Source organism: Janibacter melonis (assembly GCF_003721155.3).
GTDB classification, from domain to species: Bacteria; Actinomycetota; Actinomycetes; order Actinomycetales; family Dermatophilaceae; genus Marihabitans; species Marihabitans melonis.
The window spans coordinates 2,321,534-2,340,112 of sequence record NZ_CP044548.2; the positions used below are offsets into that span (position 1 = coordinate 2,321,534).

Consider the following 18,579-nt stretch of genomic DNA (forward strand, 5'->3'; position numbering starts at 1 on the left):
GTACTGGTCGTGATCACGACCAGTACTGCGTGGTAGCTCGCGGGAGAGCCGGCCGGGTGGAGGTCAGCCGCGCAGCGCGCGCCCGAGCTCGGTGTACTGCTCGACGAGCCCGTCCATGTCGGCCTGCGTGTGCGCGAGCGAGACGAGCCACTGCTCGTCGAGCCCGGGCGGGGTGAGGACGCCGCGGTTGACGCCCCACAGCCAGGACAGCTCGGCGACGCCGAAGTCGGTCGCCTTGTAGTCGCGGTAGTTGCGCACCGGCCCGCTCGACCAGGTGACGCAGCCCTTGAGACCCATGCCGACGGTGTGCGCGGGCAGCTCGAGCTCGCGGATGACGTCGTCGATCCGGCCGAGCGTGCCGAGGTTGATGTCCTCGGCGGCCTGCAGCGCCTCGTGGGTGCACACCTCGTCGACGGCCTCGGCGGCCGCCATGACGAGCGGGTTGCCGTTGTACGTGCCGAAGTGGGCCATCCGGCCGTCGACGACGACCTGCATGACCTCCGCGGTGCCGCCGAAGGCCGCGAGCGGGAGCCCGCCGCCGATGCTCTTGGCGAGGGTGACGAGGTCGGGCTTGACCCCGATGCGCTGCGAGGCGCCGCCGTAGCCGGCGGTGAGCCCGGTCTTGACCTCGTCGAAGATCAGCAGGGTGCCGGCCGCGTCGCACGCGGCGCGCACGCCGGCGAGGTAGCCCTCGTCGGGCAGGACGATCGCGAGGTTCTCGACGACCGGCTCCATGACGACGGCCGCGACCTGGGAGCCGTGCTGCTCGAGGATGCGCTGCAGGTAGGGCAGGTCGTTGTAGGGCACGACGTGGACGGTGCCGGCCTCGACGTCGAAGGGGACCTCGGGCGTCGGCGCCTCGGCGGGACCGGCGTCGGCGAGGTCGGGCTTGACGGAGACCTGGAGGGCGTCGTACCCGCCGTGGTACCCCCCTTCGATCTTGATGATTGCCTTGCGCTCGGTGTACGCGCGGGCCGCGCGGACGGCGTACATGAGGGACTCGGTGCCCGACTGCGTGAAGCGCAGCATGTCGAGACCGAAGCGCTCCTGGTAGCGCTCGGCGACCCGCGTCGCCGTCGGCGACGGGGTGACGAAGAGCGTGCCGACCTCGGTGAGGGCGTGCTGGACGCGCTCGACGACGACGGGGTTGAGGTGGCCGACGAGCATCGCGCCGAAGCCCATCGACAGGTCGAGCAGCTGACGGCCGTCGACGTCGGTGAGGTGCGCCCCGCGCGCCGAGGTGATGGAGATCGGGTAGGGCTCCCAGTGCTGGAAGGACGAGGTGACGCCGAGCGGGAGCGACTTGCTCGCGCGGGCGTTGTGCTCACCGGACCCGGGGGTGTCCTTGGTGAAGCGCTCCCACTCCTGGACGAGCAGGGCCTGGACCCGGTCCTGGTCGAGCGGGGTGGAGCTGGACGGGAGCACCCGTCGAGCCGCCGGGTCCGCGGCCGGCCAGCTCGGGGTCGGGGTCGCGTCGGACATGTCATCGCCTCCTGACGGGGCGGCCGACGGCCGCCGTGGTGGGCTCATCATGACGCACGCGAGGACCCCGACGACGGGGGATCGAGCGCCCCCTGCGCGCCCGTCGCGGGCCGTCCCGCCGTCGGCGGGCGAGAAAAGAAGGTCACGGGCTGGTAAAGGCGGCGTCTCTGGCCTACTCTTCAGGCACCTCCTGACGACGGGAGGAAGGCCTCCAGGCACGCCGAGTCCCGCCAGCTCGGAGGTCCCCCTGATTTGCGATGGCGGGAGCGGGGGACCCAACTTCTACCGACCGGTCAGCCGGTCTCGGGGTGAAGCCGGGTCGTCCACCGTGACGACCGGCGGGGTGCATCTCCACCCTAATCCGACAGCTCACCTCGAAGGCGCTGGAGACACATGACCGCATATGCCGGCCGCCACCGCGCGCCCAAGAGCACCCCGTCCATCGCCCGTGCGGGCGCCACCGCCGCCACCTCCCTGGCCGCCGTCGCCGTCGCGGTCCCCGCCGCGGGCGCCGCGTCCGCCGCCCCTGCGAGCGTCGCCACCCCGGCCGCCACCGCCGCGTCGAGCACGAGCACCGCCACCATCCGCACGCTGTGGCAGGGCCACCGCGGCGGCCTCGTCAAGCAGGTCCAGCGCAAGGTCGGCGTGAGCGCCGACGGCGTCTTCGGCCCCCGCACGAAGTCCGCCGTCAAGAGCTGGCAGAAGCGTCACGGCCTCACCGCCGACGGTGTCGTCGGTCCGCGCACCGCCGCGAAGATGGGTCTGCGCGCCACGACCGCGAAGAAGAAGACCGCGTCGCGCACGAGCACCCGCACCTCGAGCATCGTCGCGACCGCCGCGCGCTACTACGGCACCCCCTACCGTTACGGCGGCACCTCGCCGTCGACCGGCTTCGACTGCTCCGGCTTCACCGGCTACGTCCTCAAGCAGCACGGCAAGTCGCTGCCGCGCACCGCCGAGGCCCAGCGCCGCGCCGCGTGGAAGACGAGCAACCCCCAGCCCGGCGACCTCGTCTTCTTCGGCGCCCCCGCCTACCACGTCGGCATCTACGCCGGCGCCGGCAAGATCATCGACTCGGGCCGCAGCGGCACGAGCGTGAGCAAGCGCGCCATCTGGACCAACCAGGTGAGCTACGGCCGCTTCTGAGCCGACCCACCGACGAAGGGGGACCCGTGGCGAGCGCCGCGGGTCCCCCTTCGTCGTCGGGGCCCCGGTGAGGCATCGTGGTCCCGTCAGCGAGCGAAGGGGTGTCACCGTGGGACGGTCGACGAGACGTGCAGGTGCGGGGGGCGCGCTGCGCCGGGCAGGGGCGCTCGGAGTGGTCGTCGGGGTGAGCCTGTCGGCCTGCTCGATGGTCTCGATCGGACGTGAGGAGCCCGAGGCCTCGGGCGAATCGGCGAGCTCGAGCGGCTCGTCGAGCCCGACGAGCTCCGCGGCCCTGCCGCAGGGCACCCAGAGCACGTCGTCGGTGACGACCTACCCGGTGACCGAGCCCGAGGGGCTCGAGTGGGTGGTGCTCGTCGACGACCCCGCCCAGACCCGTGCGGTCGCCGACCGCCTGCTCGGCGCCGGCGAGCCGGTCATCTCGGTCAACACCGCTGTCGGCATGGTCGCGGTGCGCACGAGCGACGAGGACTTCGAGGAGCGGGCCGCGCAGGTCGACGGCGTGAGCGCGGTCGCGACCGACCGCGACCCGGCGTGGCAGGGACCCGAGGAGGACGGCTCGGGCGCGATGTCGCTCCCGGCCGCCACCTCCGTGCCCGCCGTCCGGCGCGCGACCCCCGCCCCGGCCCGGCCGTCGGCTGCGTCGGCCGCGCCGAAGGCCGACCCCCTCGACGACCGGTTGTGGGGCATGAGCCTCATCGGGGCGCCGCAGGCCCAGGCCGCCGCGGGTGACGGCGACGAGGGCGTGACGGTCGCCGTCATCGACTCGGGCGTCGACGTCACCCACCCCGACCTGTCCGGTGTCGTCGACGTCGATCGGTCCCGCAACTTCGTCGTCGACCGGCCGGAGATCGACGGCGACTGCGAGCAGGACTCGTGCGTCGACCCTGTCGAGGAGGACCCGAGCGGTCACGGCACCCACGTCGCCGGCACCATCGCGGCCGCGCGCAACGGGCTCGGCGTCACGGGTGTCGCGCCCGGGGTGCGGCTGGTCAACCTGCGCGCCGGGTCCGACACCGGCATGTTCTACCTCGCGCCCACCGTCAACGCGATCACGGCCGCGGCCGACCTCGACGTCGACGTGGCGAACATGAGCTTCTACGTCGACCCGTGGCGCTACGCGTGCGCCGGTGGTGCCCCGGGCGACACCCCCGCGCAGGCCGCGATGCAGGACCTGACGATCGAGCTCGTCGGGCGTGCCCTCGCCGACGCCCACGACCGGGGCGTCACCCTCGTCGCGGCGGCCGGCAACGGGCGCGGCGACCACGGCGACCCGGGCACGGACACGACGAGCCCGAACTACGGCGCCGAGGCGCGCGAGCGCACCATCGACGCCGACGACTGCCTCAGCCTGCCCACGGAGGGCGAGCACGTCATCGCCGTGAGCTCCGTCGGCCCCGACCGCGAGCTCGCCGAGTACTCCGACATCACGGGCGACCCGAGCAGCGGCACCCTCGACCTCGCCGCCCCGGGCGGTCCCGCCACCGGCGGGCCGGACGCGGTGCTGTCGACCTACCCGGCAGCCGCGCTGCGCGACGGCGGTCTCGTCGACGGCGAGGGCCGGGTGACCGACGCCGGGGCCCAGATGGGCGTCGAGCGCTCCTGCCCGCGCGGCACCGGCGCCGACGACGCCGACCCCTCCGCCCGGTGCGGCTACTACCAGGGACTCGTCGGCACCTCGATGGCGAGCCCGCACGTCGCGGGCGCCGCGGCCCTCGTCATCAGCGCCGACCCCGACCTCACCCCCGACGAGGTGGCCGAGGTGCTCGGCGAGACCGCCCGCTCCCAGCGCTGCCCGGCGACCCCGAGCGCGGCCGGTCCGTGCGTCGGCGACCGTGACCTCAACGGCTACTTCGGTCGGGGGCTCGTCGACGCCGAGGCGGCGGTGGACGCCGCCGAGAAGCAGGCAGGCTGACGGTCGTGCGTGGGAGGGTTCGGGCATGAGCGACAGCGTCCGCCGAGCAGTGACCCGATACGCCGAGACCTACCCCGAGCTCGAGGTGCTCACCGGTGAGTGGGTCGCGCGCGTGACGGCGATGCTCGACGAGGCCGGGATCAACTACCTCACGGTGAGCGGTCGGGCGAAGGCGGTGGCGTCCTTCTCGGCCAAGGCGGCCCGGCGCCTGGACGGCGAGCTCGTCTACGACGACCCGCTCGTCGACATCACCGACCAGGTCGGGGTGCGGGTCATCACCTACGTCGCGAGCGACGTCGTCGCGGTGGCCGAGCTGCTCGCCGACCAGCTGACCGTCCTCGACGACCGCGACCTCGGTCTCGAGACGGCCGGCGAGGGCCGCTTCGGCTACGCGAGCCGGCACGTCCTCGTCACCCGTGACACCGGCGAGGGCGTGAGCTACGACCGGACCCGCTGCGCCTCGGTGCAGCTGCGCACCGTCCTGCAGCACGCGTGGGCCGAGTTCGAGCACGACATCCGCTACAAGGGCAGCGTCCCCGAGCAGCTCGTCGCCGACCTCGACCGCCGCTTCACCCTCGCCGCCGGGCTCATCGAGCTCGCCGACAAGGAGTTCTCGGCGATCCGCGACCGCCTCCAGCTCCAGCTCGGCTCGCAGCCGGCCGAGGCCGTCACCGACGACCCGCGCATCGGCGCCAGCGAGCTCACCGCCTTCCTCGCCGGCCGGTACTCGACCGCCGGCTGGTCGCGCACCGACCGCTACGCGTGGATCGGCGGGCTGCTCCTCGAGCTCGGCATCACCTCGCTCGACGAGCTGAGCGAGCTGCTCCAGGGCATCGACAGCGACGACGTCACCGCGCAGATGGGCTACCGCTACCCGCCGGGCGCCGTGCGCCGTCTCGACGACGACCTCCTCCACCACTTCGGCCGGCTCTACCTCGACCTGCCCGGCAACGCCCACCGCCGCGACGCCCTGTCCGCCCGGATGGCCAAGCTCACGACGCCCCCACCCCCCGAGGCCTGACCCCCTTCGCCCCCCCGTCCCTCGCCCCACCCGCCCCAGGTTTCTCGGGTCACCCGATAAACCCCCACTTCGCATGAGTCAGGTACTCGTGCGAAGCCGGGGTAAGTCTTGCTGAGCGGGGCGAAGGGGGGAGCCCGTCACCCCTTCGACGGGAGGGTGGGTACCCCTCGCCTAGGCCCAGACCCTCGCCCCGCCTCACCCGCCCCGGGTTTCTCGGGTCACCCGATAAACCCCCACTTCGCATGAGTCAGGTACTCGAGCGAAGCCGGGGCAACTCTTGCTGAGCGGGGCGAAGGGGGGAGCCCGTCACCCCTTCGGCGGGAGGGTGGCCACCCGGCGCAGGGCCATCTCGACGAGCTCGGCGAGGACGTCGTCGGCGATCTCCGCGCCGGCCGCCGTCTCGTACCAGCCGCTCATGGTGCGCCCACGCATCTGCATCGGGGCGAGCAGCGGGTGGGCGCCGTCGGTCTCGTCGGCTCGCACCATGAGCGCCCCGCGGCTGCCGGCGGCGACCGCCAGGTGCCCCTCGACCATGAAGCCCAGCCCGCCGAACATCGCCCGCTCGGTCGTGCCCGGCTGGTCCGCGAGCAGCTGTCTGATCCGTCGCGCGAGCACCTCGTCGTAGGCCACGGGGCCAGTCTGCCGAGAGGGCGCCGTCCCCGCCAGGGTCCGACTCAGCCCAGCGCGCCGGCGGCCAGGTAGAGCGCGAGGCCGATGCCGCAGATGCCGACGGCCCACCGCATCGGCGTCTCCGGCACGACCCGGACCACCGCGGGTCCGACGAAGGCGCCGATGACCGAGCCGACCATGACGGCGACGGCCGCGCGGTAGTCGACGGGGGCGAGCAGCACGTAGCCGATGGACCCGGCAGCGTTGGCGGCACCGGTCGCGACGTTCTTCACCGCGTTGGTCACCGCGAGCGGCTCGACCCGCTCGAGCGAGAGCAGCGCGAGCGCGATGACCCCGGCACCCGCCCCGAAGTACCCCCCGTAGATCCCCATCGCGAGCAGGGCGACGAACCACGCGCCGCGCCGACGCCGCGCGTGCGGGTCGGGCTGCAGCGAGTGCGGGTCGGAGTGTCGGGCCGACCACACCCGGATCCGGTCTCGAAGGAGCAGCAGCACCGCGCCGAGGAGCACCATCCACGGCACGACGAGCTCGAAGACCCCGGCCGGCGCAGACAGCAGGAGCGCCGCCCCGATCGCCCCGCCGACCGCCGTCACCGGGATGAGCCGGACGAGCCGGGCGCCCTGCCCGGCGAGCTCGCGCTGCGACCCGGCGACCGACCCGACCGTGATGCCGAAGAGCGAGACCGTGTTCGTCACGTTGGCGACGACCGGCGGTAGCCCGGCGGCAAGCAGGGCGGGATAGCTGATGAGCGAGGCCAGCCCGGTCATGGACCCGACGAGACCGGCACCGACGCCGGCCAGGACGAGCCACAGGAGGTCGGCGCTCACTCCCCCGTGGCCCAGGAGCCGCGGTCGCCGTACCAGCCACCGAAGCGTCCGCCGCCGAACCTGCCGTACCCGTCGTCCTCCGGGCCGAGGTTCGAGAAGCCTGTCCGCGAACGCAGGTAGGACCCGACGACGGCCGCGCCGAGGTCGTCGAGCTCGGGGGCGACGACCGAGCCGTCGACCCGCCGGGCCATGGAGTCGACGAAGCGTGCCAGGCCCGGGTCCTCGCCGAGGCGGAAGAAGGTCGTCTGCGCACCGAGGCGGCGCGACGTCTCGAGCTCGGTCACCGTCAGCGACAGGGTCAGCGGGTGCGGCGGGTAGTCGAAGAAGGGCTCGCCCTGGGGCATGAGGTGCGCGGTGGGCTCGCCGTCGGTGACGACCAGCAGCACCGGCTGGCTCGCCGGGTGCTTGCGGAAGAAGCGGTTCGCCAGGAGCAGCCCGTGGTGGAGGTTCGTGCCCTTGTCGTACATCGCGTCGAGACCGGTGAGCTCCTCGATCTCCATCGAGCGCGCGTACCGCCCGAAGCCGATGAGCTGCAGGTCGTCGCCGCGGAAGCGCGTGCTCACCAGCTGGTGCAGCGCGAGCGCGGTCCGCTTCATCGGCACCCAGCGCCCGTCCATCGCCATCGAGAAGGAGGTGTCGACGAGCAGGGCCACGGCCGAGCGGGTCCGTGCCTCGGTCTCGGTGACCTCGACGTCGCGGATGTCGATGCGAAGGGAGGTGAGGTCACCCCCTTCGCCCGCGGTGCGGCGCACGGCGTTGCCCACCGTCGCGGTGACGTCCCACGGCTCGGTGTCGCCGAACTGCCACTCCCGGGTGCCGCCGGTGCGCTCGCCGGCCGCGCCGGACGTGCGGTTGTCGTGCTGGCCGGTGCGGCGCGAGAGCCGCTCGGTCGCGTCCTTGAGCAGGCTCTGACCGAGCCGGCGCATCGCGGTCGGCGACAGGCGCAGCTCGCCGTCGGCGCCACGCCGCAGGTAGCCGCTGTCGCGCAGCGCGCGCTCGAGCTCGGCGAGGGTCCGGGCGTCGACGACGGAGTCGTCGCCGAGCTGGCGCTGGAGGGCGTCGAGGTCGACGTCGTCGAGGCGCGCGCCCTCGTGGGCCTGTGCCAGCTGGTCGGCGAGGGCGTCGAGGTCGGCGAGGTCCTGCAGCACCCCGGTGCCGTCGCCGAGCCCGACCCCCTGGTCACCACTGAAGCGCTCCGAGCCCGACCAGTCCTCGCCCGGTCGCAGCGACTGCAGCGCCCCGTCGATGCGCTGCAGGCTCTCCGCGAGCTGCGGCGACCCGAAAGCCTGGGCGGAGAGCTGCATGAGCTCGTCACGCTGCTCCTGCGTCATCGACGCCATCATCCGAGCGGCCGCCGCGGAGCGCGCCGCGAGGGCGTCGATCAGCTCGTCGACGTCCTGCGGGTCCTCGGGGAAGAAGTCGCCGTGCTTGGCCATGAAGTCGGCGAAGTCCTGCTCGGTGTCCGCACCCTGCGCGTGCTTGTCGAGCAGCTCGCCGAGGTCGTCGAGCATCTCCTGGACCTGCTGGCGGTCCTGCTCGGTCGCCCCTTCGAGCGCCTGCTTCATCCCGGCGAAGCGCTGGTCGAGCATCTCGCGGCCGAGGAGGTCCTTGATCCGCTCGAAGTCGGCGCGCGCCTGCGGCGAGCGCCACTCGTAGTCGGAGAGCTCGCTGACGGCCGCGGCCGGCGAGTCGGGCAGGCCGTCGAGGCGCATCTGCGCGAAGGCGCGGTCCGTGTCGTCCATGTCGACGTCACGGGCGAGCTGCCCGCGCTCGGCGAGCACCGCGGACTCGAGCAGCTCGGAGATCTCGGCGAGGGTGCCGCCGAGATCGGTCTCCTCGAGCAGCTCGCGGCGGCGCTCGGCGACCCGACGGGCGAGGTCGTCGAGACCGCGCTGGTCGACGCTGCCGCGACGCAGGTACTCGCGCATCGCCCGCTCGGGCGAGGAGCCGGCCATGACGTCCTCGCCGATGGCCTGCAGCGCGTCGCCGAGGTCGACCGGTGGCGCGAGCGGGTCCGGGCCGCCGGTGTAGCGGCCGTAACGAGAGCGGTGCCGGCGTGCCACGGTCAGGCCCCGTAGACGACGCTCGAGCCGTCGCTGTCCTTGTCGACCTTGCGCGCGAGGTAGAGCCCTTCGAGGGCGAGCTCGACGGCACCGGCGCGCTCCCCCGCGTCGGTGGCGGCGAAGCGGTCGGCGATCTCGTCGTAGAGCGCGTCGTCGTCGTCGAGGTCGGGCAGCGAGGAGAGCAGCTCGTCCGCGGTCACCCGGTCGCCCGTGGTGACTGACGCGCCGTCGGCGATGGCCTCGACGAGGGCGGCGAGGTCGACCCCGCGCAGCCGCTCGCGGACGGCGTCGACGGTCGCGCTGCGCAGCAGGTGGGTGAGGATCGCGTCCTCGCGGCCCTCCTCACCGGCCTCGAACTCGATCTTGCCGCCGAGGACGTCGACGGCGGTCTCGATGTCGACGAGACGGGCGACCGGCTCCCCTTCGCCGCGCACGCTCGCCCGGTGCAGCGCCGCGGCCGCGACGGTCTCGGCGCCGGCGATGGAGAAGCGGGCCGAGACGCCGGAGCGCTGGTCGACCGAGGAAGACTCGCGCAGCGCGCGGGTGAAGCGGGCGAGGATCTCGACGAGGACGTCGGGGACGCTTGCGACGAGGTCGGCCTCCTGACGCACCACGGCCATCTCGTCCTCGAGCTCGACGGGGTAGTGCGTGCGGATCTCGGCGCCGAAGCGGTCCTTGAGCGGGGTGATGATGCGCCCGCGGTTCGTGTAGTCCTCGGGGTTGGCGGAGGCGACGACGAGGACGTCGAGCGGCAGCCGCAGGAGGTAGCCGCGGATCTGGATGTCGCGCTCCTCCATGACGTTGAGCATCGCGACCTGGATGCGCTCGGCGAGGTCGGGCAGCTCGTTGATCGCGACGATGCCGCGGTGGCTGCGCGGGATGAGCCCGAAGTGGATGGTCTCGGGGTCGCCGAGCCGGCGCCCCTCGGCCACCCGCATCGGGTCGACGTCGCCGATGAGGTCGCCGACGGAGGTGTCGGGGGTCGCGAGCTTCTCCGCGTAGCGCTCGTCGCGGTGGCGCCACACGACGGGCAGGTCGTCGCCGAGCTCGGCGGCACGGCGCTGGGTCTCGACGGCGATCGGCTCATACGGGTGCTCACCGATCTCAGAGCCCTCGACGACGGGGCTCCACTCGTCGAGCAGCCCGACGAGACTGCGCAGCAGCCGGGTCTTGCCCTGGCCGCGCTCGCCGAGGAGGACGACGTCGTGGCCGGCGAGGACCGCCCGCTCGAGCTGGGGGATGACCGTGTCCTGAAGGCCGTGCATGCCGGGCCAGGGGTCACGCCCCTCGCGCAGCGCGGAGAGCAGGTTGTCCCGCATCTCCTGGCGAAGGGGGCGCAGCGTGTGGCCGCTGCGGCGCAGCTCGCCGAGGGTCGTAGGTGCCGGCCGGGTCGTGCCAGCGGACTCGAAGGGGTGGGGCGTCGCGATCTCGAGCGGGTCCGTCACTTCTTGAACGCTACTCCGCGGATCCGACAGCGCTAAGAGCGCCGGGTGGTCTGTCCAGGGTCCGGACCTCGTCTGGAGTGCGACGAAGGGGTCCCGGCGGGCCGCCCCACCCGCTAGCGTCTCCCCACCGGGTCGTCGGGGACGGGGTGATGGCATGACGTGGACGCGGACGGTCCTCGCCGTCGCCCTCGCGCTGCCGCTCCTCACGGCCTGCGGCAGCTCCAGGCCCTGCCCCGAGCCGGTCTCGGTCGATGGCTCGCGACAGGTCTACGCGGCGCAGGACGCCGACGGCGTCGTCGTCGTGGACTGCGAGATGGTCGGTGACTGGGTCGCGGTCGGCGACGTCACCCTGGCCATCCCCGAGCCCGGCCACCGCGTCGGCGGGCAGGGCGCGGGAGGCGGGAGCGACCCCGGCCGGGGCGGCAGCGCCACGACCTCGTCCAGCGGGGTGCTCACGACCGAGGTGCTGGAGTAGGGCGGCGGGGGGGTGTGCCGGTGGTCTCGAGGCTCAGGCCCAGGGGGGCCTTCGCACCTCGACCACCACGGGCCTTCGCACCTCGACCACTAAGGGCCTTCGCACCTCGACCACCAAGGGCCTTCGCACCTCGACCACCACGGGCCTTCGCACCCTGACCACCAGGCCTCTGCCCCTCGACCACCGAGGAGGAGCGGCGCCTCAGCGGCGCCGGTCGGCGAGGAGGTAGGCGGTGGCGGCAGCGCCGAGGGAGACGGCGGCGACGGAGGGCCAGGTGCCGATCTTCTTCGCGAGCGGGTGCGAGACGCCCATCGAGGCCCAGTAGCCCGCGGTGAGACCGGCGGCGAGCGGGGTGCCCCCGGCAGCCCGCCAGGCGGGGACCGAGAGCGCGTTCGCGGCCGCCATGACGGCTCCCCCGAGCGGGCGCACCCCGGTGCGCTGGGCGAGCGTGAAGCCCCCGGCGAGGCCGACGGCGAGGAAGGGTGCGGTGGGCAGGCTGCGCAGGTCGGGCATGCCCGCCAGCGTATGCCTCGCCCCGCGCCCCGCCCGGGGTGGGCACACTGGGCCCATGGCGATCTCCGAGCCCCCGGCCGATGCCCCCTTCGTCGACGCCTGGCTGACCGACATGGACGGCGTGCTCGTCCACGAGGAGCAGGCGATCCCCGGCGCGGCCGACTTCATCGCCGCGCTGCGCGACAGCGGCGTGCGCTACCAGGTCCTGACGAACAACTCGATCTACACCCCGCGCGACCTGCGGGCGCGGCTGCTGCACAGCGGCATCGACGTGCCCGAGGAGGCGATCTGGACCTCGGCGCTCGCGACGGCCACCTTCCTCGCCGAGCAGCGCCCGCACGGGTCCGCCTTCGTCGTCGGCGAGGCGGGGCTGACGACGGCCCTGCACGAGGCGGGCTACACGATGACGCCGCGCGACCCGGACTACGTCGTCCTCGGCGAGACCCGCACGTACTCCTTCGAGGCGATCACGGCGGCGATCCGGCTCGTCGAGCGCGGCGCCCGCTTCATCGCGACCAACCCCGACGTCTCCGGGCCCTCTCCGCAGGGCACCCTCCCCGCGACCGGCTCCGTCGCCGCGCTCATCACCGCCGCCACCGGCCGCCAGCCGTACTACGTCGGCAAGCCCAACCCGCTGATGATGCGCACCGCGCTCAACCGGATCGAGGCGCACTCCGAGCACACCGTCATGGTCGGCGACCGCATGGACACCGACGTCATCGGCGGCCAGGAGGCCGGGATGCGCACGGTCCTCGTCCTCACCGGGTCCACGAGCCGCGACCAGGTCGAGACCTACCCCTACCGTCCCACCCGCGTCGCCGACTCGATCGCCGACCTCGTCCCCCTCGTCACCGAGCGGCTCCGCCGCTCCGACCAGCACGAACGGCTCCGCCGCGAGGACTGACCCGAGCGGCTCCGCCGCGAGGACTGACCCGCCCACGCAGGCACGAGCGGCGCCGCCCAGATGACCCGGACGGCGCCGCTGCGCGTGGACGAGGGACGACGGGGGTCAGTCGACCCCGGCCATGAGCCGCTTGATGGGCTTGCTGATCGCGACGACGACGAGCCCGGTGATGACCGCGACGAGCCCGACCCAGAAAAAGAAGGGTCCCTCCGAGCTCTCGTCGTAGTACCCGGCGAGCGTGCCCGCCATCGCGGTGCCCAGCGAGATCGAGAGGAAGAAGAGCGCCATCATCTGCGTCGTGTACTTCGGCGGCGCGAGCTTCGTCGTCATCGACAGGCCCACCGGCGAGATGAGCAGCTCGGCGATGGTGAAGACGAGCAGGATCCCGACGAGGCCGAGCAGCGGGGCCGAGCCGGCACCGGCGGGCATGAGCAGGAAGAGGAAGAAGGCCAGACCCATGACGACCGTGGCGACGCCGAACTTCAGCGGCGTCGAGGGCTGACGCCGGCCGAGCCGGGTCCACAGCGCGGCGAAGACACCCGCGAGCGCAATGATGAAGACCGGGTTGATCGACTGGACCCACGACACCGGCATCTCCCACCCGAAGAGGTCGCGGTCGAGCCGCTTGTCCGAGTAGATCGTCACGACGGTGAACTGCTGCTGGTAGAGCGACCAGAAGACCGCGTTGCACACGAAGAGCGGGATGAAGGCGAGCACGCGGGTGCGCGCGACCCCGGTGACGTCCTTGTCGCGCAGGATGATCGCGAAGTACGCGACCGTCGCGACGACGACGGCGCCGATGACGATGTTGGCCAGGCGCTCCGCCGAGATGACGCCGGTCGCGACGAGCGCGGCGACGACGACGAGCGCGACGACGCCCCCGACGACGTAGCCGCGACGCTTGGCGGCGGGCAGGGGGTTGGCGACGTGGTGCGAGTGCTCGGGCAGCCCGCGACGGCCGATCGTGTACTGCACGAGACCGAGCGCCATGCCGACCGCGGCCGCGAGGAAGCCGGCGTGGAAGCCCCACTCCTTCTGCAGCACGCCGGTGAGCAGCGGACCGATGAGCGCACCGATGTTGATGCCCATGTAGAAGAGCGAGAAGCCGGCGTCACGGCGCGTGTCGCCCTCGTCGTAGAGGGTCCCGACGAGCGAGCTCGCGTTGGCCTTGACCCCGCCCGAGCCGATGGCGATGAGCACGAGGCCCACCCCGACGCCGAGCAGACCGGGCAGCAGCGACAGCGCGATGTGGCCGAGCATGACGACGACGGCCGAGTAGAAGAGCGTGCGCTCCGGCCCGAGGACGCGGTCGGCGAGCCACGCGGCGAGGACGGTCGAGAGGTAGACCGCGCCGCCGTATGCGCCGACGATCTGCGTCGCGGTGCCCTCGTCGATCCCGAGCCCGCCCTGGGCGGCCGAGTAGTACAGGTAGATGAGCAGGATGCCCTGCATGCCGTAGAAGCTGAAGCGCTCCCACAGCTCGACCCCGAAGAGGTTGGCCAGCACTCCCGGCTGACCGAAGAAGCGGGTGTCCCGGGGGTGGTCCGTCACGGTTGCTTGCTGACTTGGCACTCTCTCCACGATGCCACCACCGGCTCGATCTGCGAAGTCGGGGGGTCACCCCCGTCGGCGGCCGCGGCCTGACGACGGGGGTGCGAAGGGGTCAGATCGCGCAGCCGTCGGGGCCGCAGGCGGCGGCGTCGCCGCCGATCGGCTGCAGCGGGTTGCCCTCGCGCCAGGCCTGCTCGAGGGCCTGGGTGAAGACCTCGGCGGGCTGGGCGCCGGACACCGCGTACTTCATGTCGAGGACGAAGAAGGGCACGCCCTGGATGCCCAGCGAGCGCGCCGTGTCGAAGTCGCCCTGCACCTCGCGACCGATCTCGGGGTCCTCGAGGCCGGCCCGCACGGTCGCCTCGTCGACGCCCGCGGCCCCGCCGATCGCGACGAGCACGTCGTCGTCACCGATGTCGAGACCGCGCACGAAGTGGGCGTCGAGCAGCGCCTCCTTGACCTCGTCCTGCACACCGGCGCGGGCGGCGACGTGCAGCAGGTGGTGGGCACGCAGGCTGTTGGCCACGACGAGGGAGTCGAAGTCGTAGGTCAGGCCCTCGCCGGCCGCCTGCTCGGCGACGTGCGCGGTCATCTGGCGCACCTGCTCGGCCGCCATGCCCTTGCGCTGCACGAGGTAGTCGACCTCGGTGCCGTCGTAGTGCCGCGGCAGGCTCGGGTCGAGCTGGTAGCTGTGCCAGGTGACGGTGACGTCGTCCTTGTGGGCGAAGCCGGCGAGCGCGCTCTCGAAGCGGCGCTTGCCGATGTAGCACCACGGGCAGGCGATGTCGGACCAGATGTCGATGTGCAGGGCCATGCCGGGGTCAACCCGGCCCGGCCCCCGGATGTTCCGGGCGAAGGGGGGTCAGCCCTCCGTGGCCGCGAGCTCGGACTTCCACTCGCGGAAGCCCTCCTCGGTGCGCCCGCGACGCCAGTACCCGGAGATCGACAGGTCGGCGCGGGGCACCTCGCGCTCGCGCACGAGGTAGGGCCGGATGCCGTGCATGACCTCGTGCGCCTCGCCGTGGACGAAGACCTGGACGCGCCCCTCGCGCCACGGCAGGGCACGCACCGCCTCGGCGAAGGGCTCGCCCGGCCCCTGCCGGTGCACGACGGTGACCCGCACGTGCTCGGGCGCCTCGAGGTGCGGCGGGGCGTCTGGTCCCTCGACGACGACGACGCACTCACCCGTCGCGTCGTCGGGCAGGGCCGCGAGCGCCGCGGAGATCGCGGGCACGGCGGACTCGTCGCCGGCGAGCAGGTGCCAGTCGGCGTCCGGGTCGGGCGCGTACGCCCCGCCGGGCCCGTTGGCGAGCAGGGTGTCGCCGGGCTCGGCCCGGGTGGCCCACGGGCCGGCGACGCCCTCGTCGCCGTGGACGACGAAGTCGATGGCGAGCGTGCCGGCGGCGACGTCGGGCTCCAGCGCCGTGTACGTGCGCACGACCGGCATGTCCTGCGGGTCCGCGCTCGCGCGGGCTGCACGCATGTCGAAGTCGGCCGGCAGGGTCGTGCCCGGCCTCGGGAAGATCAGCTTGACGTAGCGGTCCGTGTGGACGCTGCCCTCGAAGGCAGACAGGTCGTCGCTGCGGAAGTGCACGCGGCGCAGGTGCGCGGTGAGGTCCTCGGTGCGGGTGACGGTGAGATGGGTGGGCACGAGCGCTCCTCGGTGACGGTGTTAGGCCAGCCTAACTGCGCCCCCTTCGTGGATCTCGTGGGGCGTCAGGCCGCGGTCATCGCGTCGACGACGTGCTCGGCGATCGCCAGACTCGACGTCGCCGCGGGCGAGGGCGCGTTGAGCACGCACGTCACCTCGCCGACCGTCGTGATCCGGAAGTCGTCGACGAGCGAGCCGTCGCGCTCGATCGCCTGCGCCCGCACCCCCGCACCCCCGCGCTCGACGTCGTCGACGCCGATCTCGGGCACGTAGCGCTGAGCCCCGGCCATGTAGGCCCTCGTCGACAGGGACCCGCGGACCTCCTGGATCCCCGTGCGCCAGTTGGCCCGCGCCAGCTGCCAGAAGCCCGGCCAGGTGGCCGTCTCGGCGAGATCGCGAAGGGAGACCTGCCGCCACCCGTAGCCCTCGCGCCGCAGCGCGAGGACGGCGTTGGGGCCGACCTCGAGACCGCCGCCGACCCGGCGGGTGAAGTGCACGCCGAGGAAGGGGTAGCGGGGGTCGGGCACCGGGTAGACCATGCCGCGCACGAGATCGGCCTTCGCGGGCGTGACCTCCATGTACTCGCCGCGGAAGGGGATGATCCGCAGCTCGCGCTGCCCGTCGACCCGCTGCGCGAGCCGGTCGCCGTGCAGCCCTGCGCAGACGACGAGCTCGTCGACGACGACCTCGTCGGCGCCCTGAGCGGACCCGAGGACGAGACGCACGCGGCCCCGCTCGCGGCGGATGTCAGACACCTCGGCACCCAGGCGCACCTCGCCGCCGGCCGCACGGACCTCGGCGGCCATCGCCTCGGACATGCCGACGTAGTCGGTGATCGCGGTGGCCGGCGAGTGCAGGGCCGCCAGGCCCTGGGCGTGCGGCTCGACATCACGGATGCCGACGGCGTCGACCCGGCGCAGACCCGGGACGGCGTTGGCGCTCGCCGTGCGCTCGAGCGCGTCGAGACGCGCGACCTCGTCGGGCTCGACGGCGACGACGAGCTTGCCGCACTCGTCGTAGGCGATGCCGTGCTCGGCGCAGTAGTCCTTGAGCAGCTGACGACCGCGCGTGCACAGGCGGGCCTTGAGCGAGCCGGGGGCATAGTAGATACCGGCGTGGACGACCCCGGAGTTGTGCCCGGTCTGGTGAGCGGCGATCCGCTCCTCCTTCTCGAGCACGACGACGCGGTCGTCGGGCCGGCGGCGGGTCAGCTCGCGGGCGACGGCCAGGCCGACGATCCCGCCCCCGATGACCCCGACGGTGCGCTGGGCCACGATCACACCCCCGTCGCGAGGAGCTCGGCGTACCGGGCGAGGTCGACGTTGCCCCCGGTGAGGACCACCCCGACCCGTTGCCCGGGCGAGACCGGCACGGCGCCGGTGAGGACCGCGGCCAGGCCGAGGACACCGGTGGGCTCGACGACCTGCTTGAGCGTCCCGGCCATGTGCCGCATCGCGTCGACGAGCGCGGCGTCGCTCACGGTCGCGATGCCGGCGACGTGCTCACGGATGATCGGGAAGGTCAGCGACCCGAGGTAGGCGGTCTGCGCCCCGTCGGCGATGGTGCGTGGAGGCTCGATGCGCACGACCTCGCCGGCCTCGAGCGAGCGCCGGCCGTCGTCGCCCGCCTCGGGCTCGACGCCCCAGACGGCCGCCGTCGGCGCGAGCTCCTGGGCGGCGAGGATCGAGCCCGCGAGCATGCCGCCGCCGCCGAGCGGGGTGACGACGACGTCGAGGTCGGGCACCTCCTCGAGCAGCTCGCGCACGGCAGTGCCCTGACCGGCGATGACGTGCCGGTGGTCGTAGGGCGGGACGACGGCGGCACCGGTGCGCTCGGCGATGGCTACCCCGATGGCCTCGCGGTCCTCGGTGTAGCGGTCGTACCCGACGACGGTGGCGCCGTACCCCTTCGTCGCCTCGACCTTCGTCTGCGGGGCGTCGTGGGGCATGACGATCGTCACCGGCATGCCGAGCTCGCGCCCGGCGAGGGCGACGGCCTGGGCGTGGTTGCCCGAGGAGTAGGCGACGACGCCGGCCGCGCGGCGGTCGGGGTCGACGGCGCTGAGCGCGGTGTACGCGCCCCGGAACTTGAAGGCGCCGATGCGCTGGAGGTGCTCGGACTTCAGGTGCAGCTCGCACCCGGCGAGCGCGTCGAGCCGGTGCGAGCGCAGGACGGGGGTGCGGTGGGCCACGCCGTCGAGGAGGGCGGCGGCCGCGCGGACGTCCTCGACCGTGGGCGGGGCGGTGGTCACGAGGGCAGGACCTCGAGCAGCCGCTGCGCGAGGGGGCGTGAGGAGGCGGGGTTCTGGCCGGTGAGCAGCATGCCGTCGACGACGACCTTCGGCTCGAAGGCGGGCCCGGTCTCGACCTCGAAGCCGGCCTCGCGCAGCCGGTCCTCGAGCAGCCACCTCGCCTGGTCGGCCTTGCCTCCGGCGCGCTCCTCCTCGTTGGTGAAGCCGGTGACGGTGCGCCCGGTGACGTCGCTGGCGAGCAGCGCGGCCGGCCCGTGGCACACGATGGCGAGCGGCACGTCGCGCTCGACGGCGGCGGTGATGAGGGTGCCCGAGGTCTCGTCGACGGCGAGGTCCTCCATCGGCCCGTGGCCGCCGGGGTAGAAGACCGCGTCGTAGTCGGCGAGGTCGACGTCCTCGAGGCGAAGGGGGGCGCTCAGCTCCTCGAGGTCGTCGAGGACCTCGCGCAGGTCGCGCCCGCCCGTGGCCTCGGGGGTGAGGCTGCGCTCGTCGGCGACCGGTCGCACCCCGCCCGGGGTGGCGAAGCGGACGGTGTGCCCGGCGTCGGCGAGGACCTCGAAGGGGGCGACGAGCTCCTCGGCCCAGTAGCCGGTGGGCACGCTCGACCCGTCGGCGAGGGTCCAGCTGCGGGCGCCGGTGACGACGAAGAGGACGGTGGCCATGAGGACTCCTGCGTGCTCGGTCGGG

At 73.4% G+C, this 18,579-nt stretch carries 17 protein-coding genes and 1 riboswitch; of the genes, 5 read left to right on the forward strand and 12 right to left on the reverse strand.

Annotated features, from left to right (window positions below):
- Positions 1 to 63: 63 nt before the first annotated feature.
- Positions 64 to 1,482: an aspartate aminotransferase family protein gene (locus EEW87_RS11065; RefSeq protein WP_123093428.1), complete on the reverse strand. Its 1,419-nt coding sequence runs from the start codon at positions 1,480 to 1,482 to the stop codon at positions 64 to 66.
- Positions 1,483 to 1,716: 234 nt separating this feature from the next.
- A riboswitch (cyclic di-AMP (ydaO/yuaA leader) is annotated at positions 1,717 to 1,880 on the forward strand.
- Between EEW87_RS11065 and EEW87_RS17165 the strand changes: the two genes are divergently transcribed.
- From EEW87_RS17165 to EEW87_RS11080, 3 genes are all read left to right on the forward strand, one after another.
- Entirely contained in the window at positions 1,876 to 2,628 is a 753-nt protein-coding gene (locus EEW87_RS17165; protein ID WP_123093429.1) for a C40 family peptidase, read from the forward strand. Its footprint overlaps the riboswitch before it by 5 nt.
- 109 nt (positions 2,629 to 2,737) lie before the next feature.
- A complete protein-coding gene (locus tag EEW87_RS17170) occupies positions 2,738 to 4,561 on the forward strand; it encodes a S8 family serine peptidase (RefSeq protein ID WP_163562438.1) in 1,824 nt (607 codons plus the stop codon).
- Positions 4,562 to 4,586: 25 nt separating this feature from the next.
- Positions 4,587 to 5,582 carry a GTP pyrophosphokinase gene (locus EEW87_RS11080; RefSeq protein ID WP_123093431.1) on the forward strand — a complete coding sequence of 332 codons (996 nt, stop codon included), beginning with the start codon at positions 4,587 to 4,589 and terminating at the stop codon, positions 5,580 to 5,582.
- 306 nt (positions 5,583 to 5,888) lie between these two features.
- Here EEW87_RS11080 and EEW87_RS11085 read toward each other — a convergent pair whose 3' ends face one another.
- The 4 genes from EEW87_RS11085 to EEW87_RS11100 are packed head-to-tail and all read right to left on the reverse strand — an operon-like array spanning position 5,889 to position 10,547.
- Positions 5,889 to 6,212, reverse strand: a complete 324-nt coding sequence (locus EEW87_RS11085; protein WP_123093432.1) for a TfoX/Sxy family protein — start codon at positions 6,210 to 6,212, stop codon at positions 5,889 to 5,891.
- A gap of 44 nt (positions 6,213 to 6,256) precedes the next feature.
- The gene (locus tag EEW87_RS11090) at positions 6,257 to 7,039 is read right to left on the reverse strand and encodes a sulfite exporter TauE/SafE family protein (RefSeq protein ID WP_123093433.1); all 783 of its coding nucleotides are present in this window, start codon (positions 7,037 to 7,039) and stop codon (positions 6,257 to 6,259) included.
- Positions 7,036 to 9,102: a vWA domain-containing protein gene (locus EEW87_RS11095; RefSeq protein WP_068270561.1), complete on the reverse strand. Its 2,067-nt coding sequence runs from the start codon at positions 9,100 to 9,102 to the stop codon at positions 7,036 to 7,038. The genes EEW87_RS11090 and EEW87_RS11095 overlap by 4 nt, the downstream gene beginning before the upstream one ends.
- A 2-nt stretch (positions 9,103 to 9,104) precedes the next feature.
- Positions 9,105 to 10,547 (reverse strand): magnesium chelatase ATPase subunit I, encoded by a 1,443-nt coding sequence (locus tag EEW87_RS11100; protein WP_404812083.1) that lies wholly within the window; start codon positions 10,545 to 10,547, stop codon positions 9,105 to 9,107.
- A 154-nt stretch (positions 10,548 to 10,701) separates the two neighbouring features.
- On the opposite strand from EEW87_RS11100, the gene EEW87_RS11105 reads away from it, so the two are divergent.
- Entirely contained in the window at positions 10,702 to 11,022 is a 321-nt protein-coding gene (locus EEW87_RS11105) for a hypothetical protein (RefSeq protein WP_123093434.1), read from the forward strand.
- Between the two features lie 201 nt (positions 11,023 to 11,223).
- Here the strand turns inward: EEW87_RS11105 and EEW87_RS11110 are convergent, their stop codons facing one another.
- A complete protein-coding gene (locus tag EEW87_RS11110; RefSeq protein ID WP_123093435.1) occupies positions 11,224 to 11,535 on the reverse strand; it encodes a hypothetical protein in 312 nt (103 codons plus the stop codon).
- A gap of 55 nt (positions 11,536 to 11,590) precedes the next feature.
- Between EEW87_RS11110 and EEW87_RS11115 the strand changes: the two genes are divergently transcribed.
- Positions 11,591 to 12,439 (forward strand): HAD-IIA family hydrolase, encoded by an 849-nt coding sequence (locus EEW87_RS11115; RefSeq protein WP_123093436.1) that lies wholly within the window; start codon positions 11,591 to 11,593, stop codon positions 12,437 to 12,439.
- A gap of 105 nt (positions 12,440 to 12,544) precedes the next feature.
- Here the strand turns inward: EEW87_RS11115 and EEW87_RS11120 are convergent, their stop codons facing one another.
- From EEW87_RS11120 to EEW87_RS11145, 6 genes are all read right to left on the reverse strand, one after another.
- A complete protein-coding gene (locus tag EEW87_RS11120; RefSeq protein ID WP_123093437.1) occupies positions 12,545 to 13,990 on the reverse strand; it encodes a peptide MFS transporter in 1,446 nt (481 codons plus the stop codon).
- 112 nt (positions 13,991 to 14,102) lie between these two features.
- Positions 14,103 to 14,798, reverse strand: a complete 696-nt coding sequence (locus EEW87_RS11125) for a DsbA family oxidoreductase (RefSeq protein ID WP_123093505.1) — start codon at positions 14,796 to 14,798, stop codon at positions 14,103 to 14,105.
- A 54-nt stretch (positions 14,799 to 14,852) separates the two neighbouring features.
- Entirely contained in the window at positions 14,853 to 15,641 is a 789-nt protein-coding gene (locus EEW87_RS11130; RefSeq protein ID WP_123093438.1) for a siderophore-interacting protein, read from the reverse strand.
- 65 nt (positions 15,642 to 15,706) lie between these two features.
- Positions 15,707 to 16,915, reverse strand: a complete 1,209-nt coding sequence (gene lhgO, locus EEW87_RS11135; RefSeq protein ID WP_123093506.1) for an L-2-hydroxyglutarate oxidase — start codon at positions 16,913 to 16,915, stop codon at positions 15,707 to 15,709.
- Between the two features lie 2 nt (positions 16,916 to 16,917).
- Positions 16,918 to 17,892, reverse strand: coding sequence for a threo-3-hydroxy-L-aspartate ammonia-lyase (locus EEW87_RS11140; RefSeq protein WP_123093439.1), 975 nt, complete (start codon positions 17,890 to 17,892; stop codon positions 16,918 to 16,920).
- A complete protein-coding gene (locus tag EEW87_RS11145) occupies positions 17,889 to 18,554 on the reverse strand; it encodes a type 1 glutamine amidotransferase domain-containing protein (protein ID WP_123093440.1) in 666 nt (221 codons plus the stop codon). The genes EEW87_RS11140 and EEW87_RS11145 overlap by 4 nt, the downstream gene beginning before the upstream one ends.
- Positions 18,555 to 18,579 lie beyond the last annotated feature (25 nt).

What these genes read in the sequence shown, in the direction of transcription:
- EEW87_RS11065 (WP_123093428.1), bottom strand. Translation starts at nt 1,482, where the DNA reads ATGTCCGACGCGACCCCGACCCCGAGCTGGCCGGCCGCGGACCCGGCG.
- EEW87_RS17165 (WP_123093429.1), top strand. Translation starts at nt 1,876, where the DNA reads ATGACCGCATATGCCGGCCGCCACCGCGCGCCCAAGAGCACCCCGTCC.
- EEW87_RS11080 (WP_123093431.1), top strand. Translation starts at nt 4,587, where the DNA reads ATGAGCGACAGCGTCCGCCGAGCAGTGACCCGATACGCCGAGACCTAC.
- EEW87_RS11105 (WP_123093434.1), top strand. Translation starts at nt 10,702, where the DNA reads ATGACGTGGACGCGGACGGTCCTCGCCGTCGCCCTCGCGCTGCCGCTC.
- EEW87_RS11110 (WP_123093435.1), bottom strand. Translation starts at nt 11,535, where the DNA reads ATGCCCGACCTGCGCAGCCTGCCCACCGCACCCTTCCTCGCCGTCGGC.
- EEW87_RS11115 (WP_123093436.1), top strand. Translation starts at nt 11,591, where the DNA reads ATGGCGATCTCCGAGCCCCCGGCCGATGCCCCCTTCGTCGACGCCTGG.
- EEW87_RS11145 (WP_123093440.1), bottom strand. Translation starts at nt 18,554, where the DNA reads ATGGCCACCGTCCTCTTCGTCGTCACCGGCGCCCGCAGCTGGACCCTC.